Source organism: Pseudomonas sp. YNh, assembly GCF_037993085.1.
In the GTDB taxonomy this organism is placed as follows: Bacteria; Pseudomonadota; Gammaproteobacteria; order Pseudomonadales; family Pseudomonadaceae; genus Aquipseudomonas; species Aquipseudomonas putida.
Genome location: NZ_JBBMRJ010000023.1, coordinates 42,989 through 59,943, shown reverse-complemented (window position 1 = coordinate 59,943; position 16,955 = coordinate 42,989). Strand labels below are relative to the sequence as shown.

At 64.0% G+C, this 16,955-nt stretch carries 18 protein-coding genes and 1 pseudogene; 8 read left to right on the top strand and 11 right to left on the bottom strand.

All coding sequences use genetic code 11. The features are described from left to right. Window positions 1-176 precede the first annotated feature (176 nt). Window positions 177-512, top strand: a complete 336-nt coding sequence (locus WF331_RS21255) for a ComEA family DNA-binding protein (RefSeq protein WP_016500980.1) — start codon at window positions 177-179, stop codon at window positions 510-512. Between the two features lie 257 nt (window positions 513-769). Here the strand turns inward: WF331_RS21255 and WF331_RS21250 are convergent, their stop codons facing one another. Further along, window positions 770-937, bottom strand: coding sequence for a DUF2897 family protein (locus WF331_RS21250; protein WP_016500979.1), 168 nt, complete (start codon window positions 935-937; stop codon window positions 770-772). Window positions 938-1,120: 183 nt separating this feature from the next. On the opposite strand from WF331_RS21250, the gene pyrF reads away from it, so the two are divergent. After that, window positions 1,121-1,822 carry an orotidine-5'-phosphate decarboxylase gene (gene pyrF / locus WF331_RS21245; RefSeq protein ID WP_016500978.1) on the top strand — a complete coding sequence of 234 codons (702 nt, stop codon included), beginning with the start codon at window positions 1,121-1,123 and terminating at the stop codon, window positions 1,820-1,822. A gap of 197 nt (window positions 1,823-2,019) precedes the next feature. Here pyrF and WF331_RS21240 read toward each other — a convergent pair whose 3' ends face one another. After that, window positions 2,020-3,021, bottom strand: coding sequence for an NADP-dependent oxidoreductase (locus WF331_RS21240; RefSeq protein WP_016500976.1), 1,002 nt, complete (start codon window positions 3,019-3,021; stop codon window positions 2,020-2,022). 176 nt (window positions 3,022-3,197) lie between these two features. Here WF331_RS21240 and WF331_RS21235 point away from each other — a divergent pair, with 176 nt between their 5' ends. Further along, window positions 3,198-3,959, top strand: coding sequence for an SDR family oxidoreductase (locus WF331_RS21235; RefSeq protein WP_016500975.1), 762 nt, complete (start codon window positions 3,198-3,200; stop codon window positions 3,957-3,959). A gap of 72 nt (window positions 3,960-4,031) precedes the next feature. On the opposite strand, the gene WF331_RS21230 is transcribed toward WF331_RS21235, so the two are convergent. Then, entirely contained in the window at window positions 4,032-5,201 is a 1,170-nt protein-coding gene (locus WF331_RS21230) for an MFS transporter (RefSeq protein WP_284363955.1), read from the bottom strand. 225 nt (window positions 5,202-5,426) lie between these two features. Between WF331_RS21230 and WF331_RS21225 the strand changes: the two genes are divergently transcribed. The 3 genes and pseudogenes from WF331_RS21225 (at window position 5,427) to WF331_RS29370 (ending at window position 8,882) form a co-directional block, all read left to right on the top strand. Then, complete coding sequence (locus WF331_RS21225) at window positions 5,427-6,824, top strand: aminotransferase-like domain-containing protein (protein ID WP_284363958.1); 1,398 nt, start codon at window positions 5,427-5,429, stop codon at window positions 6,822-6,824. Window positions 6,825-6,941: 117 nt separating this feature from the next. Continuing rightward, a pseudogene (locus WF331_RS29375) lies at window positions 6,942-8,021 on the top strand (HAMP domain-containing protein); the annotation flags it as partial. Then, window positions 8,001-8,882 carry a methyl-accepting chemotaxis protein gene (locus WF331_RS29370; RefSeq protein ID WP_371321159.1) on the top strand — a complete coding sequence of 294 codons (882 nt, stop codon included), beginning with the start codon at window positions 8,001-8,003 and terminating at the stop codon, window positions 8,880-8,882. The pseudogene WF331_RS29375 and the gene WF331_RS29370, both read left to right, overlap by 21 nt. A 61-nt stretch (window positions 8,883-8,943) precedes the next feature. Here the strand turns inward: WF331_RS29370 and WF331_RS21215 are convergent, their stop codons facing one another. Next, a complete protein-coding gene (locus tag WF331_RS21215; RefSeq protein ID WP_016500971.1) occupies window positions 8,944-10,134 on the bottom strand; it encodes a benzoate/H(+) symporter BenE family transporter in 1,191 nt (396 codons plus the stop codon). 145 nt (window positions 10,135-10,279) lie between these two features. Between WF331_RS21215 and WF331_RS21210 the strand changes: the two genes are divergently transcribed. Next, window positions 10,280-10,882 carry a glutathione S-transferase family protein gene (locus WF331_RS21210; protein ID WP_176685806.1) on the top strand — a complete coding sequence of 201 codons (603 nt, stop codon included), beginning with the start codon at window positions 10,280-10,282 and terminating at the stop codon, window positions 10,880-10,882. Between the two features lie 130 nt (window positions 10,883-11,012). Here the strand turns inward: WF331_RS21210 and WF331_RS21205 are convergent, their stop codons facing one another. From WF331_RS21205 to WF331_RS21185, 5 genes are all read right to left on the bottom strand, one after another. After that, window positions 11,013-11,384, bottom strand: coding sequence for a glutaredoxin family protein (locus tag WF331_RS21205; protein WP_016500969.1), 372 nt, complete (start codon window positions 11,382-11,384; stop codon window positions 11,013-11,015). Between the two features lie 60 nt (window positions 11,385-11,444). Further along, window positions 11,445-11,990 carry a GTP cyclohydrolase I FolE gene (gene folE / locus WF331_RS21200; RefSeq protein WP_003252789.1) on the bottom strand — a complete coding sequence of 182 codons (546 nt, stop codon included), beginning with the start codon at window positions 11,988-11,990 and terminating at the stop codon, window positions 11,445-11,447. Between the two features lie 70 nt (window positions 11,991-12,060). After that, window positions 12,061-12,621 (bottom strand): Smr/MutS family protein, encoded by a 561-nt coding sequence (locus tag WF331_RS21195; protein WP_043201135.1) that lies wholly within the window; start codon window positions 12,619-12,621, stop codon window positions 12,061-12,063. A gap of 174 nt (window positions 12,622-12,795) precedes the next feature. Continuing rightward, window positions 12,796-13,116, bottom strand: a complete 321-nt coding sequence (locus WF331_RS21190; RefSeq protein WP_016500967.1) for a hypothetical protein — start codon at window positions 13,114-13,116, stop codon at window positions 12,796-12,798. A gap of 86 nt (window positions 13,117-13,202) precedes the next feature. Then, window positions 13,203-13,793, bottom strand: a complete 591-nt coding sequence (locus tag WF331_RS21185; RefSeq protein WP_012271080.1) for a cysteine hydrolase family protein — start codon at window positions 13,791-13,793, stop codon at window positions 13,203-13,205. 179 nt (window positions 13,794-13,972) lie between these two features. Between WF331_RS21185 and prmB the strand changes: the two genes are divergently transcribed. After that, complete coding sequence (gene prmB, locus WF331_RS21180; RefSeq protein WP_016500966.1) at window positions 13,973-14,881, top strand: 50S ribosomal protein L3 N(5)-glutamine methyltransferase; 909 nt, start codon at window positions 13,973-13,975, stop codon at window positions 14,879-14,881. A 122-nt stretch (window positions 14,882-15,003) separates the two neighbouring features. Here the strand turns inward: prmB and WF331_RS21175 are convergent, their stop codons facing one another. Together WF331_RS21175 and WF331_RS21170 are read right to left on the bottom strand one after the other, a co-directional pair. Beyond that, window positions 15,004-15,786 (bottom strand): hypothetical protein, encoded by a 783-nt coding sequence (locus WF331_RS21175; protein ID WP_016500965.1) that lies wholly within the window; start codon window positions 15,784-15,786, stop codon window positions 15,004-15,006. A gap of 64 nt (window positions 15,787-15,850) precedes the next feature. Then, the gene (locus WF331_RS21170) at window positions 15,851-16,813 is read right to left on the bottom strand and encodes an alpha/beta hydrolase (protein ID WP_016500964.1); all 963 of its coding nucleotides are present in this window, start codon (window positions 16,811-16,813) and stop codon (window positions 15,851-15,853) included. Between the last annotated feature and the right edge of the window lie 142 nt (window positions 16,814-16,955).

The following is a 16,955-nucleotide window of genomic DNA, read 5'->3' as shown; positions in this document are numbered from 1 at the left end:
AATATGGCGTAACGCCATCATTTTCGTGTGGCCAAAGTTGCTTTTTTTACTGTTGGATTCGGTAACGATTAAATGGGCCGAGTCGCTGTTTGCAAAATCGCAGAACCGCTAGGGTTTGTTGCGCAGCCGAAGGAAAACGGCTGCTGGAAAATGACCAACCCAAGGAGTGTTCATCAATGCGTAACAACGTTCTGTCGTACCTGTTGCTGCCGCTGTTCGCCAGCCTGTCTTTCTCCCTTAGCGCGGCCCCTGCCAGTACCGCGGTGGTGCTCGAGCCGTCTCCGGTGGTGGCCCAGGTGCAAGCCCAGCAGGCGCCGCGGCTGGACCTGAACAAGGCTGATGCGCTTACCTTGCAGAAGGAGCTGAACGGGATAGGGAAGGCCAAGGCCGAGGCCATCGTGGCTTACCGCGAGGCCAATGGGCCGTTTGCTTCGGTGGATGAACTGCTGGAGATCAAAGGGATCGGGAACGCGTTGCTGGAGCGTAACCGGGACAAGGTGATGGTGGAGTAAGGGGCAGCACGGCAGCCTGCGGGTGGGGTTGCCTTTCAGAAAACGGGGCTGCTTTGCAGCCCGTTGCGACACAAGGCCGCTCCTGCCTGGACCACCTTCATTGTTGAAGAGTGATTGAGGCAGGGGCGGTTTTTTGTTTGGAAGGGATAAAGCTTAGTGAAGTAAAAATCTAATAAAACAATGGGTTAAAAGTTCTATTCGGTGGTCGTCAAAAAGCCGCCTCGAAAAACGGCTGTAAAACCCAATGCTTAAACCTTTTAGCGGTCCTGCGCATCCTTGGCATCTGCCTCGGCATTGCGCTCATGCACCTTGCGCAGTTGCTCGTCAGTCAATGGCAGTTTTTTTGCCGTATCGCGCAGCATCATCAGCCCACCGACGATGGACCCGAGGGCTATGATGAGGATCAGCCAGGCATACCAGGGCATTGTCGTTCTCCTTAAACGGGTGGTGGGGCAGTGCTTGTACGAAATTTGAGCAGTAACCCGTTCCGTTGGTTCAATTATAGGAGCCAGCCGCCGCCGGGCCAATTCCGTGACCCGCGGGCCCCAAAGCCTGCGTCACTTCGTTTACAATGCGCGCCGTTTTCGACTTGCCAAGAGACCCTGCCCATGTCCGCCTGCCAGACGCCCCTGATCGTCGCCCTGGATTTCCCTACCCGTGAGGCCGCCCTGAAGCTGGCTGACCAGCTAGACCCCGCGCTGTGCCGGGTGAAGGTTGGCAAGGAGCTGTTCACCAGCAGCGCTTCGGGTATCGTCGAAACCCTTTGTGCCAAGGGCTTCGAAGTGTTCCTGGACCTCAAGTTCCACGACATCCCCAACACCACGGCCATGGCGGTAAAGGCTGCCGCCGAGATGGGTGTGTGGATGGTGAACGTGCATTGCTCCGGTGGCCTGCGCATGATGGCCGCCTGCCGTGAAGTGCTGGACAAGCGCAGCGGCCAGCAGCCATTGCTGATTGGCGTGACCGTGCTGACCAGCATGGAGCGTGAAGACCTGGCCGGCATTGGCCTGGACGTCGACCCGCAAGAGCAGGTACTGCGCTTGGCGGCATTGGCACAGAAGGCGGGCATGGACGGTTTGGTGTGCTCGGCGCTGGAGGCCCCGGCGCTGAAGGCGGCGCACCCGTCGCTGCAGCTGGTAACCCCGGGCATTCGCCCGGCGGGCAGCGCGCAGGACGACCAGCGCCGTATCCTCACCCCGCGCCAGGCGCTGGATGCGGGTTCGGATTACCTGGTGATCGGCCGGCCGATCAGCCAGGCCGCAGACCCGGCGCAGGCGCTGGCTGCGGTGGTTGCGGAAATTCGTGGGTAAATAACCCCCCGGTAATGAAAAAGGCCAGCCGCGTGCTGGCCTTTTTTTTCGGGCTGGATTAGGGGTTATGGCTGATAGGGGGCGGGCAGGACATTTGCTTTGCCCTTCAGATCGAGCGCCGGGCGGGCGGCGCTCGATCTAACAGGCGCTAAACCCCTCAAGGCATGCGCTTTCAGCCCCAAACGCAACTCACAACGTCACACCTTCAGCACCAACTTGCCAAAATTCTCCCCATTGAACAGCTTCAGCAGCGTCTCGGGGAACGTCTCCAGCCCCTCCACCACATCTTCCTTGCTCTTCACCTGCCCACTGGCCAGCCATCCGGCCATCTCCAGCGCGGCCTTGCCGTAGTCCTTGGCGTGGTCCATCACCACAAACCCTTCCATACGTGCACGGTTCACCAGTAGCGACAGGTAGTTGGCCGGGCCTTTCACCGCTTCCTTGTTGTTGTACTGGCTGATCGCGCCGCAAATCACGATGCGGGCCTTGAAGTTGATACGGGTCAGCACGGCGTCGAGGATGTCGCCGCCCACGTTGTCGAAGTACACGTCCACGCCTTTGGGGCATTCGCGCTTCAGGCCGGCCAGCACGTCTTCGGCCTTGTAGTCGATCACCCCGTCAAAGCCCAGTTCGTCCTTCAGGTACTGGCACTTCTCGGCGCCCCCGGCAATGCCGACCACGCGGCAGCCTTTGACCTTGGCAATTTGCCCGACAATGCTGCCCACTGCACCGGCCGCGCCGGAGATGACCACGGTTTCGCCGGCTTTGGGCTGGCCTACTTCCAGCAGGGCGAAGTAGGCGGTCATCCCGGTCATGCCCAGTGCCGACAGGTAGCGGGGCAGGGGCGCCAGGCTGGGGTCGATCTTGTGCAGGCCCTGGGGCTCGCCGGTGAAGTAGTCCTGCACGCCAAGGGCGCCGCTAACGTGGTCGCCCGGCTTGTATGCCGGGTGGTTGGAGGCAACCACTTCGCCCACGCCGAGGGCACGCATTACCTGGCCCAGGGCCACAGGAGGGATGTAGGACTTGCCTTCGTTCATCCAGCCGCGCATGGCCGGGTCCAGCGACAGGTACAGGTTGCGCACCAGCACCTGGCCTTCGCCGGGTTGTTCGGCAGGTACGCTTTCAAAGGTGAAGTCGTCACGGCGCACGGCGCCGACCGGGCGTTTGGCGAGCAGGAAGCGGCGGTTGGTCTGGGTCATGGCGGGGTCCTTGTGGGCAGTGGAAGATGCTAGATGTTCAATCTACCTTGTTGATGTAGGCAGGTGGTTAACATCACTGACAAGCATGGTAGCCCAACCGTTGGTGTGATGATGCTGCCCGGCCAGACAGTGGCTGACTATGCTCTGAACCCCACCATCCCCTTCAGGAGCACGCAATGAGCATGACCTTTTCCGGCCAGGTAGCGCTGGTCACCGGCGGCGCTGCCGGCATTGGCCGGGCAACGGCCCTGGCGTTCGCCCGCGAGGGCCTGAAGGTGGTGGTGGCCGACCTCGATCCGCTGGGTGGCGAGGCCACCGTCGCGCAGATTAACGCCGCAGGCGGCGAGGCGTTGTTCATTGCCTGTGACGTCACCCGCGACGCCGAGGTGCGCCAGTTGCACGAGCGGCTGATCGCCGCCTTTGGCCGGCTGGACTATGCCTTCAACAACGCCGGCATCGAGATTGAGCAGCACCGGCTGGCTGAAGGCAGCGAGGCGGAGTTCGATGCCATCATGGGCGTGAACGTGAAGGGCGTATGGCTGTGCATGAAGTACCAGTTGCCCTTGCTGCAGGCCCAAGGCGGTGGGGTGATCGTCAATACAGCCTCGGTGGCGGGGCTGGGAGCGGCGCCGAAGATGAGTATCTACAGCGCCAGCAAGCACGCGGTGATCGGCCTGACCAAGTCGGCAGCCATCGAATACGCGAAGAAGGGTATCCGCGTGAATGCCGTGTGCCCGGCGGTAATCGACACTGACATGTTCCGCCGCGCCTACGAGGCCGACCCGCGCAAGGCCGAGTTCGCCGCGGCCATGCACCCGGTGGGGCGCATTGGCAAGGTCGAGGAAATCGCCAGCGCCGTGCTGTACCTGTGCAGCGATGGCGCGGCGTTTACCACCGGGCATTGCCTGACGGTGGATGGCGGGGCCACAGCGATCTGAGCCAACTCAGATTGCCTGTTCTGGCCATATCGCCGGCAAGCCAGCTCCCACAATGCCCGCGGGTACCCGAAGTTAACGCGAACCCTGTGGGAGCTGGCTTGCCGGCGATAGGGTCCGGCCAGACCAACACAATGCCAGTCCAACCGCTGCACAGCCCACTACCAACACCCCGCCAAACACCAGCAACGCCATCCGTGACCCCAACCGGTCACTCAGCAGCCCGGTAAAGATTACCGGCAAGCTGAACCCCAGGTACGCCAGCAAGAAGAACCCGGCACTGGCCCGTGTTTTCTCACTGCCAGCCAACCGGTTCACCGCCGCCAGCCCACCCAGGTAGATAAACCCGTAGCACGCACTGCTGGCCGCCACAGCACCCAGCAATACCGCACTCAGTTGCCCGCTGTCCGCGCCCCAGGCCAGCACGGAATAGCTGCAGGGCAGTATCAGTAGCCCCAGCAGCGTGGCCGTGCGGCTGCTCAGGCGCCGGGCCATCGGCTGGAACAACAGCCCGCAGCTGATCACGCAGAAGGTCGAAAACCCTGACCAGGCACTAAGGCCATGCTGGCGCAGGATGCTTGGCAGCAAGGCGATGACCAGGCCCACGCAGGCCCATGCCAGCAAAATGGCCAGGCCATAGGCCACGCTGCCACGCGGGTAGCAGGGCAGGCGCAGCATGGGGTTGTGTTGTGCCGGGCGGGGGTCGGGCAGGCGCCATACCAGCACGATGGCCAAGGCTGCCAACAGCAGTTGCAGGTGGAAGCTGCCGGGAGTGAGGCTGGGGCCGCGCAGCAGGAACAGGCTGGTCAGCGCTGCGCCCAGGCCAAAGCCCAGCGAGGTGCTGGCAGTGACCCAGTTGGCGGCCCGGGGGCTTTGCTCGCTACCCATCAGCTCGCCCATATAGGCGGTGGCCGTCGCCGAAGCCAGCCCGGTGCCCAGGCCCAGGAACAGCCGGGCAAGGCCGAGGGTTTGCAGGCTGGGGGCCAGCAGCATCAGCACGGTGGCGATCATCGACAGGGCAAGTGCCGCCACAATCAGTGGCCGGCGCCCGACCCGGTCGGCCAGGCCGCCCAGGGCCAGTAGCACGGGCAGTACGCCCAGCACATACCCGGAGAACGCCACCGCAGTGGCAGCGGCGCCCTGGCCGGAAAGGTCGGCGTAGGTGATGTACAGCGGGGCCTGCAGGTTGACGGCCAGGGTGATCAGGCAGAGGGCGAAGGCCAGACGGGCCGGAGCGGAGGGCATGGGTAGGGGTCCTGGTTTCTCTAGTGGCTGTACCGGCCCTTTCGCGGGTGAACCCGCTCCCACAGGATCACCACAGCCGCGAGAGGAGTGACAAGCCTGTGGGAGCGGGTTCACCCGCGAATGGGCCGGGCCTGCTCACTCTGATGCCAGGCTATTCCACCTGCCAGACACACCGTCACTCCATTTATGCTTAACTGTTCGCCAAAAATTTGCGAACACTTACCCATGCACTTCTCACTCGATCGCACCGGCCCCACCCCATTGGTGCAGCAACTCACCGACCACCTGCAAGCCTGGATCGACCAGCAACGCCTGCGCCCCGGCGCACGCCTGCCATCGATCCGCGCGCTGGCCCGCAGCCAGGCGGTCAGCGCGTCCTGTGTGATCGAGGCCTACGACCGCCTGGTCGCCAGCGGCTGGCTGGAGGCCCGCCACGGCACCGGCTTTTTTGTCGCCGAGCGCAAGCCCGGGCCCCCGGCTGACGATACGCAGCCTTGGGGTGAGTCTGGCGACGGCAACTGGCGGCAGTTTCGCGAGGGCCATGACGAGTTGCTGAAACTGGGCTGCGGCTGGCTGCCCAGCAATTGGCGCGCCGCAACCGAGCTGGCCCAGGCGGTGCGGCAGGTAAGCCGCGGCGCCCCGCAGGATCTGTTCGACTACTGCCCACCCTTGGGCCTGGCCAGCCTGCGTCAGCAATTGCACAAGCGCCTTGCGCAGCTGGGCATCGCTGCCGGCCCCGAGCACATCCTCACCACCCACGGCGCCAGCCACGGTCTGGACCTGCTGGTGCGTACCCTGCTGCGTCCAGGCGACTCGGTGTTGGTGGAAAACCCTGGTTACTACAACCTGTACAACCTGCTGCGTCAGCACCAGGTGCACATGCTGCCGGTACCGCGTACCGCAGAGGGCCCTGACCTGGCGGCCATCGAAACCCTGCTGGCCACGCACAAGCCGCGCTGCCTGTTCATCAACAGCCTTTACCAGAACCCTACCGGCACCAGCCTGACACCCAAAGTCGCCTACCGCCTGCTCGAGCTGGCCCGTGAACATGATCTGCGCATTGTCGAGGATGATATCTACGCCGACTTCCAGGAGGGCCCGGCTACACGCCTGGCCACCCTCGACAGCGAGCAACGGGTGATCTACATGGCCAGCTTTTCGAAAACCCTCAGCAGTTCGTTGCGGGTCGGCTACCTGGTCGCCGACCCTGCGTTGCTGGCGCGTCTGGCCGAGCTGAAGATGGTCAGCGGTATCGGCACGTCACGCTTTGCCGAGCAGGTGGTGGGCCAGATGCTCGCCAATGGCAGCTACCGCAAGAGCGTGCAACGCCTGCGCGTACGCCTTGGCCAGCACATGGCCAAGCTGCTGGGCCAGTTGGAGCAGGCGGGTTGGCAGGTATTTTGTGAGCCTTGTGGCGGTATGTTCGTCTGGGCGCGCGTGCCCGGCCGGGACTTCGCCAGCCTTGAGCAGGTGGCGCGGGAGCATGCGGTGCTGCTTACCCCGGGCAGCGCGTTCGATTACCAAGGCACGCCCAGCAGCTGGCTACGCATAAATGTCGCCTATGGGCAGGATTCCCGTGCCCAGGCCTTCCTCCAGCATGCGGGGCGACCTCTGCCAAGCTGAAAACGACACGCCCATAGCTATTTGACACTATCCTGACGCCAGGCCCTTGTTCATCGGCGGGCAACGTTGCCACCCTTGGCCTTCGGGATAACCTCGCACGCAGAAGGGGAATCGGCGATGGGCGCGAGCAAGCACAGTGTGCTGGCCAACCTGGGCATGGCCCGCAAACTCGGCCTGGGCTTTGCCTTGGTGCTGGTGCTGACCCTGGCGGTGGCGGCCATCGGCATCGCCGCGCTGCACAGCGTGGGCCAGCGCTTCGACAGTTTGCGCCAGCTGGCACAGTTCAATACCGACCTGCTGCGTTTGCGTCAGCATGAGCAGGCGTTTGCCCTGCGCTCCGATATCCAGCAGGCCGAGGCCTTGCGCAGCGGCTTGCAGGGCTTGGCCGAGCGCGCCCGAGGCCTGCCGGCGCTGGTGGCGGTCGAAACCGATCTGGCTGCCTACGGCCAGGCGTTCGAAGCTTATGTGGCGGCGGTGCAGGCCAAAGAGCTCGCACTGGACATGGCCAGCTGGTCGGTGTCCAGCGTCGCCAATAACCTTGATGTGCTGCAGGCCGGCCTGGCCGACGACGGCGTATACACACTCAAGCAGTCCCAGGGCCAGCAGGGGGGCGAGTTTCTTGAGCAGGCTGCGCAAGTGGCGCAGGTGTCGCGGCTGATGTTGCAGGCCATGGACGAAGCGCGGGTGCGCCTGGAAAAAAGCCGCAAGGGCGAAGAGGGCGTAAGCCAGGAGCGTATCGCCCAGACGGTGGAGGCCGCCAGCCTGGTTGGCCAGTTGCAGGCCGCGGTCAGTGATGCCGGTTACCAGAGCGTGCTGGGCGAGGTGGCGGGGCACATCGGCAGCTTCTCGGAAAAACTCAACGAATACACCGACCAGTTGGCCCGCGAGCAAGGGCTGAAAGCCCAGTTGCAGGCCAGTGCCGAGCAAGTCACCGGGAGGGTCGACCAGGCTTACCTGGGGCAGGAGCAGGCGCTGCAGGGTGAGCTGCAACGCAATGCCGTGGCCATTGCCCTGGCCACCGGCCTGGCACTGCTGGTGGGTGTGCTGGCCGCCGGGCTGATCACCCGCGCGGTGGTCGGCCCGCTCAAGCATGTGATCGCCCGCGCCCAGCGCATTGCCGCTGGCGAGCTGGGTTTTGACGCCCAGGCACCGCGTGGTGACGAGGTGGGGCAGCTGATGCAGGCCATGCAGCAGATGGCCGCAGGCCTTTCAGGTATTGTCAGCGGCTTGCAGCAAGGCATCGAACAACTGGCGGGTAGCGCTCAGGCGTTGTCGGCAGTGACGGAGCAGACCAATCGCGAGGTGGGCAGCCAGAAGGAGGAAACCGAGCAGGTGGCCACTGCCATGCAGCAGATGACTGCCACCGTGCACGATGTGGCGCGCAATGCCGAGGAAGCGGCGCAGGCGGCCCAGGCGGCGGATGACAAGGTTGAGTCGGGGCAACAGGTGGTGCGCCAGAGCATGCAGCGCATCGAGCAGTTGGCGGCGGCGGCAGAAACCGCCAGCGCCGGCATCGACAGCCTCAGTGCCGAAATCCATACCATTGGTGACGTGCTGGAAGTGATCAAGAGCGTGGCCGAGCAGACCAACCTGCTGGCGCTGAACGCCGCCATCGAGGCTGCCCGCGCTGGCGAGCAGGGGCGTGGTTTTGCTGTGGTGGCCGACGAGGTGCGTGCGTTGGCGCGGCGTACCCGGCAGTCTACCGAGCAGATCGAGGTACTGGTTGCCAGCCTGCGCGGTAACGCCCAGCAGTCGGTGGCGCAGATTCGTGGCAGCACTGAACTGGTTCGCCTGGCAGTGGCTGATGCGCTGCAGACGGAGAGCGCGCTGGGCAGCATTGCGGCTGCGGTTTCATTGATCCAGCAGATGAACCAGCAGATTGCCGCGGCAGCCGAGCAGCAGAGCTCGGTGGCGGAAGAGATCAGCCGCAGTGTCACGCAGATTCGTGGCAGTGCGGACCAGGCGGCGCTGGCGATGCAGGACAATGCCCGGTCGAGTGTGCAACTGGCGCAGTTGGGCACCGATTTGAAGGGGATGGTGGGGCATTTCAGGTTGTGAGCCTGGCCCGGAATGTCTGCTGCCTGTGCGGGCCTCTTCGCAGCACAGGCACCAATAAACCTCAGGCCTTGCGCGGGTTGAGGATCATCAAGGCCAGCACCCCCGCCACAATCCCCCAGAACGCCGAGCCAATCGAGAACAACGTAAGCCCCGAGGCGGTGACCATGAAGGTAATCACTGCCGCCTCCCGCTCGCGGGCTTCGCTCATGGCCACCGTCAGCCCGTTCATGATCGAGCCGAACAGTGCCAGTGCGGCAATCGACAGCACCAGCTCTTTCGGCAACGCTGCAAACAGCGCCGCCAACGTCGCGCCGAACACCCCGGCAATACCGTAGAAAATCCCGCACCACACCGCGGCGGTATAGCGCTTGCTCGGATCTTCATGGGCGTGCGGCCCGGTGCAGATCGCTGCGCTGATCGCCGCCAGGTTGACCCCGTGCGAGCCGAATGGCGCCAGCAGCAGGGAGGCAAAGCCCGTGGCCGAAATCAGCGGCGAGGCTGGCACCTGGTAGCCGTCGGCGCGCAGCACGGCCACGCCGGGCATGTTCTGCGAGGTCATGGCCACCACGAACAGCGGAATGCCAATGCTGATGGTGGCCGCCAGCGAGAAGCTCGGAGTGGTCCACACCGGCTTGGCCACTTCCAGGTGGAAGCCGCTGAAGTCCAGCAGGCCCAAGGCACCGGACAGTGCCGTGCCCACCAGCAGCGCCGCCAGTACGCAGTAACGCGGCGACAGCCGTTTGACCAACAGGTAGCTGAAGAACATGCCCAGCACCAGCAATGTGCGATGCTGCGCCGCAACGAAGATTTCGCTGCCGATCTTGAACAGGATGCCCGCCAGCAATGCCGAGGCCAGCGAGGCCGGGATACGCTTGACCAGGCGCTCGAAGCTGCCAGTGAGGCCGCAGATCAGCACCAGCACGGCACAGGTGATATAGGCACCAATGGCTTCGCCATAGCTCACCCCGCCCAGGCTGGTGATCAGCAACGCGGCGCCGGGGGTAGACCAGGCCACGGTGACCGGCGTGCGATAGCGCAGCGACAGGCCGATGCTGCACACCGCCATGCCGATCGACAGCGCCCAGATCCATGACGAAATCTGCGCGGTGGTCAGCCCGGCCGCCTGGCCAGCCTGGAACATCAGCACCAGCGAACTGGTATAGCCGGTGAGCATGGCGATGAAGCCGGCGACCACCGCCGACGGGGAGGTATCTGCCAGGGGCCGCAGGCGTGCGGAAGTGGCATCGGTCATGAACAAAGTCCTTGTAAAGGTGTAAGCAGTTTTTTCAGACTACAGCGAGCAAGATTGATCCTTGCCATACAGCGGCCATTGCTTTTAGCCGTACAGTCGCCAACTATTGGGCGCAATTGCGAAACTGCTTGGGAGGGGAGGGGCGATGTACAAGGTCTATGGCGACTACCAGTCGGGCAACTGCTACAAGGTCAAGCTGATGTTGAGCCTGCTGGGCCGGCCGTATGAATGGCACCCGGTGGACATCCTCAAGGGCGAAACCGAAACGCCCGAGTTTCTGGCGATGAACCCCAACGGCAAGGTGCCCGTGCTGGAGCTGGAGGACGGCAGCTACCTGTGGGAGTCCAATGCCATTCTCAACTTCCTGGCCGATGGTAGTGAGTTCCTGCCCAGCGAACCGCGCCTGCGCACGCAGGTGTTGCAGTGGCAGTTCTTCGAGCAGTACAGCCATGAGCCGTACATTGCCGTGGCGCGCTTTATCCAGTTTTACCTGGGGCTGCCGGATGAGCGGTTAGATGAGTACCGCAAGCTGCACAAGGGCGGCTACAAGGCACTGAGGGTGATGGAGCGACAGCTGCAGATGACGCCTTACCTGGTAGGTGAGCAGTACTCGATTGCCGATGTGGCCTTGTATGCCTACACCCATGTGGCGCAGCAGGGCGGCTTCGACCTGGCCGAATACCCGGCGGTCCGGGCCTGGCTGGAGCGTGTCAGCAGCCACCCGCGGCATGTGCCGATGGTGGGCTGATTGTCAGCCTCTGCTGGCCCTCTCGCCGGCAAGCCAGCTCCCACAGGGACCCCACAATATTCAGCCCTGTGATTAACCTGTGGGAGCTGGCTTGCCGGCGATAGGGCCGATACAGGCTGACTGGAAGCTTTCAGGCCGAGGCAAACCGCTCATCCAGGTAGGCAATGATGGCTTTGGACTCATACATCCAGGTCACCTTGCCGGCCTCTTCAATGCGCAGGCACGGCACTTTCACCCGACCGCCACCTTCCTGCAGGGCCTGGCGGTGCACCGGGTCGTTCTTGGCATCGCGCAGCGCCACCGGCACGTTCAGCCGGTGCAGGGTACGGCGGGTCTTGACGCAGAACGGGCAGGCATGGAACTGGTACAGCTCCAGGCCCTTGGCCGCCTGCTCGACGCGGGCCTGGGCAGCGGCGTCGCGCTTGCGCTTGGCCGGGCGGCTGATCCAGTCAGCGAACACGATGAGCTGGCCGAGGCCAACCCGCAGGGCTTTGACGATCATGGGCAACTCCTGAAATGCAAAAGCCGACCCGGAGGGGGTCGGCTTGGGGTCAGCAGCCAATCACTTGATCAGGCTGAGGAACTCGCTGCGGGTGGCGGCGTTATCGCGGAACTCACCCAGCATCACCGAGGTGATCATGGTCGAGTTCTGCTTCTCGACACCGCGCATCATCATGCACATGTGCTTGGCCTCGACGACCACGGCTACACCGGCGGCACCGGTGACCTGCTGCACGGCTTCGGCGATCTGGCGGCTGAGGTTTTCCTGGATCTGCAGGCGACGGGCATACATGTCGACGATGCGCGCTACCTTCGACAGGCCCAGTACCTTGCCCTTGGGCAGGTAGGCCACGTGTGCCTTGCCGATGAACGGCAGCATGTGGTGTTCGCACATCGAATACAGCTCGATGTCCCGGACCAGCACCATTTCGCTGTTGTCAGAGCTGAACAAAGCGTTGTTGGTGACTTCTTCCAGTGTTTGCTCATAACCGCGGCAAAGGTACTTCATCGCCTTTGCAGCCCGCTTGGGCGTGTCGAGCAGGCCCTCACGGGAGACGTCCTCGCCAATCTGGCTGAGGATCTCGGTGTAGTTCTGTTCCAGGGACATGGATCTACCTGTGGGAAAAAATCGCAAAAACGAAGGTTACGGCGGTGAGGGCGGCGCTGCAAGCGCGGCGTTACTCGTCGCGGCCTTCGAGCATGGTTCGCTTGAGCATCACATACACCGCGCCAGTGCCGCCGTGGCGGGCGCTGCACGAGGCAAAACCGAGCACTTGCGGGTGCTGGCGCAGCCAGGTGTTGACGTGGCTCTTGATCATCGGGCGCTTGCCGTCCAGGCGTGCCGCCTTGCCGTGGGTAACCCGTACGCAACGCACTTCCAGCTTGGTGGCTTCGGCTATGAAGTCCCACAGGGTTTCGCGGGCCTTTTCCACGGTCATGCCGTGCAGGTCGAGGCTGCCCTCGAACGGGATCTGGCCCAGCTTCAGCTTGCGCAGCTGGCCTTCCTGCACGCCGTCGCGGCGCCACATAAGCTCGTCTTCGGCGCCAACGTCGATGACGAACTGGTCGGACATGCCGTCGATGACCAGGGCCTTGTCACTGCGCACGGTTGCAGCCTGGCGCAGCCCGGCCAGCTTCTGGCGGTCGGCCTTGGGCTTGCCGACTTCGGCGCGGTCGTGGCGAATTTGCTTTACGCCACGCACTTCGGCCTTGAACAGGGAAAAATCGTCGTCTTGCATGATGCCTCCACGTGGGCGGCGTAGTTTACGCGACTGTGGGGCCATGTGCAGCCTGTGCGGGCCTCTTCGCGGGTGAACCCGCTCCCACAGGGATATCACTGAACCTGAGGGCAGCGGTGTACCTGTGGGAGCGGGTTTACCCGCGAAGAGGCCCGCACAGGCGACATAAAATCATCAGTCGTGCTTTTTCATCAGATGCGGCGACAGGTTCAGTTCCCGCCCGCGACGCAAGCGAATGCGGCTGCGCCGCCAGAAACGCACGCCCAGCCACAGCAGCAACAAGCCAGCCCCGGTGAGGATGCTGGACAATGGCTTGTTGGTATTGAGTTCTTGCAGGGCAGGGTAGTTGCCCAGCAGGCCTGCGACGCCGGCCATGGCCAGCAGCACGCCCAGGGTCGCCAGCAGCGCCGACAGGCCGGCCGCCAGGCGGGCACCCCAGTTACGCGGCTGGCGCGTGCGCAGGCGCTTGGCGTCGAAACTGCCTTTAAGCTTCATTCCGCTCTCCTCTGTGGATATCCGGAATTCGACCTGCCGCCGCCCATCGGGTTCCGCCCGGCTGCCGGGCGGTCATGCCCAGCCGCTCAGATCAGGCTGGCGGTGGGGGCCACGCAAGCGAAGTTGTCGGCCATGACGGCCATTTCGCACTGGTGAATCTGCGCCGCCGGGATGACGCCATCCTTGAAGGCCAGGTCGCGGGTTGCCGAGGCGTCTTCCACCAGGGTGCACCGGTAACCATAGTCCTTGGCGCGGCGAACGGTGGTGCTGACGCTGGAATGGCTCATGAAGCCGCAGACAATCAGGTCGAGATGGCCAAGCGCCTGCAGCGTTTCGTGCAGTTGGGTGTTCTTGAATGCGTTGGGCATGCGCTTTTCAATGACGATTTCACCTTCCAGCGGCTCCAGCCCCGGAATGAACTGGCCGGCAGGCCCCTGTGGATCGAAGCGGCCACCGACTGTGCCCAGGTGGCGAACATGGATGATCGGACGGCCGCTCTTGCGGGCGGCGTCGAGCAACCTGGCGATGTTGGCCACGGCCTCGTCCATGCCCGACAGCTGCAGGGGCCCACTGAGGTACTCCTTTTGCGCATCGATGATGATCAGGCTGGCGTGGCTCAGCTTGGCCGGCGGGTAGTCGCGGCCAGTGAGGCGGAACATCGTGGTTGGAACGGACATCAAGGGCTCCTTGGAAGGGCTTTTGTATACCTATTGTCCCCTGCCTTGACGCCAATGGGAATGGTTGACAACGCAAGCGGCATGGTTACTGGCCTGTGGCTAGCCTTTGGGCGCTGCAAACGAACAAATGTGCGGGTGGGGCTGTTAGACTTTTGTCCGGTCTGAAATAGGAGTACCCCGTGATCACATCCCGTCTGCGCACGTTGCGCGACTACATCCGCTGGGCGGTCAGCCGCTTCCACGAGCACGACCTGTTCTTCGGCCACGGTGCCGACAACGCCTGGGACGAGGCCCGCCTGCTGGTGCTGGGCGCAGTGCACCTGCCATGGGAGGTGGCCGACAGCTACCTGGACTGCATGCTCGAGGACGACGAGCGGGTACGCCTGCAGCATTTGCTCAAGCGCCGTATCGAAGAGCGGGTGCCAGCCGCCTATCTGTTGGGCGAAGCCTGGTTCTGCGGCATGTCGTTCATCGTCGACGAACGTGTGCTGGTGCCGCGCTCGCCCATTGGCCAACTGATCGAAAAACGCTTCGAGCCGTGGCTGGCGAGCGAGCCGGCGCGCATTCTCGACCTGTGCACGGGTTCGGGCTGCATCGGTATCGTCGCGGCCGACGTGTTCCCCGAGGCCGAGGTGGTGCTGGCCGACCTGTCGTTCGAGGCCCTTGAAGTGGCCAACCAGAATATCGAGCGCCATGGCCTGGACGGCCGTGTGTACACCGTGCAGGGCGATGGCTTTGGCGGTTTGCCGGGGCAGCGTTTCGACCTGATCCTGTCCAACCCGCCGTATGTCGATGCCGAAGACTTCGACGATATGCCGGCCGAGTACCACCACGAGCCAGAACTGGGCCTGGCCTGCGGCAACGACGGCCTGGACCTGGTGCGGCGCATGCTGGCGGAAGCTGCAGACCACCTGACCGACAAGGGCTTGCTGATTGTTGAAGTGGGTAACAGCCAGATCCATGTCGAGGCGTTGTACCCCGAGGTGGACTTTGCCTGGCTGGAGTTCGAGCGTGGCGGGCATGGGGTGTTCATGCTCACCGCGGAGCAGTGCCGCCAGCATCAGGAATTGTTCAAGGCCCGCGTTTAGGTCGGGAGGGGCTGCGTTGCAGCCCAATCGCCGGCAAGCCGGCTCCTACAGGTTATTCACAATATTCAAGCCTGTGGTAATCCTGTGGGAGCTGGCTTGCCGGCGATGGCCGCGACGCGGCGTCAGCGGGTGGCTATCCAGATCAACAACCCCGCCTGAAACACCGCAAACGCCACCAGGCAGGTAATGGTAAAGCGCAGGCCGCTGTCTTCGCGGTGGTACTTGGCCACCCGTTCATCGCGCTCGCGCAGTTGCCCTTCCTTTTCCTGCAACTGCTGGTCCGCCTGCTGCAGCAGGTTGGCAGCATCCAGAATGTCCACCCGCTGCAAGCGCTCGTTGCTCCATGCGGCCTTCAGCTGGCCGACGGTCATGTCCACGGTACGTCCCTTCAGGTGCTGACCGTCCTCGTACTCCACCTCGATACCCACCCCGCGCAAGCAGTGGTCACGGCGCAGGCGTGAGTCCTCGTTGAGGGAATCCTTGCTCGGCAGCGCCATGCCTTCCACCCGGTAGTGCGGCCATTTGCGCTGCAGCCACTGTGCGGCCTGGGCCAGCATGAAGCGGCCGATGCCACGGTTCACCGGCTCCAGTTGCAGGCCATGTTCACTGCCAATGCGCACCAGTCGCTCGGCATGGTCGACGCGGATATCCAGGCGGTTTTGCTCTTTGTGCACCTTTTGCCCAGGCAACTGGATTTCCATGCGCAGCAGGCTGTGGGCCTTGTCGTGGCGCTCTGCATAGCCGAACTGCACAAAGCGCAGCGGCCGTGCGCCGGTGCTGCGGTCGGTGGGCAGAGCGGCCAGGCGCAGCAGCTGGAAGTGTTCGGCGGCCAGCTCGGCCCAAGGCAGGGCAGGGCTTTCCTGGGGTTCATCGGCCGGCTCTACGGCGGCGGGGGCTGTGGTCATCAGGCTTGTCCTCGGCTATGCCTGCTGTATCGGCAGGCTTGCCACGGACCTGAGCCCGTTTACCTCACGCCGAAGGCAAATGCTGGATGAACGTCACAATTCGCTCCCCCAGCTCGCGCGCCAGCGGCAGCTCGGGGTTGAGGTAGCTGTCGCGCTGCTGGCTCATGCCCCGGGGGCTGATGCGCAGCATGTGGTTCATGCCGTCGATCAGCACAAGCTGCGCATCCGGCTTGGCCGCCTTCAGCCGTTCGGCGTCGGTCACGTCCACCTGCACGTCGTTGCGCCCCTGCACGATCAATGCGGGCATGGGCAGGCGGGCAAAGGCTGCCGCCGGGTTCTGCTGGAACAGCGAGATCAGGTACGGCTGCACGCTGGGGCGGAACACCTGGCGCAGTGGCGCGGGCACTTCCAGGCTGGTTTGCCCGGCCTGCAGGCGGTCGAGCAGGGCGCTGCCACCGGCCAGTTGCGCCGGGGGCAGGCGCTGGGCCAGTTGCTCGCGCAGTACGTCGGCCAGCGGCCTGCCGCTGCCGGCCAAGGTGATCACTGCGCTGGCGCCGGCCTGCTCGGCGGCCAGGCTGGCGATCAGCGCGCCTTCGCTATGGCCGACCAGGATCAGCGGGCCGAAGCGCGGGTCGGCCTTGAGTTTGTGGCTCCAGGCGACCACATCGGCCACGTAGCGCTCCACGCTGAGGTCGCGCTCATCGGGCGTGGCCGGCTGGCTGGCAGCCACCCCGCGCTTGTCGTAGCGCACGCTGGCGATGTGCTCGCTGGCCAGCAGCAGGGCCAGCCGCTTGAGGTTGTCGATGCGGCCCGACGCCGGGTTGTTGCCATCGCGGTCGGTGGGGCCGGAACCAGCGATGATCAGCACCACCGGCGGCGGGGTGGCCTGTTGCGGCAGCAGCAGGCTGCCGTGCAGCACGCCCTGGCCAGTGTCCAGGTCGATCGGGCGTTGCAGCACGGTAGGGGCGGCGGCCTGGGCCAGGCCGGTGCACAGCAGGAAGAGCAAGGCGACGAGGCGCGACATCATGCGGTACTACATGGGGAGATGAAGGTTTGACCCAGTGTTTGCGGGAAGGTTCTAGGGTTGTGTGTTGCAGGCTCGGCCCTATCGCCGGCAAGCCAGCTCCCACAGTTCTGCAACAGGCCCAGGCCTTGTAGATTACCTGTGG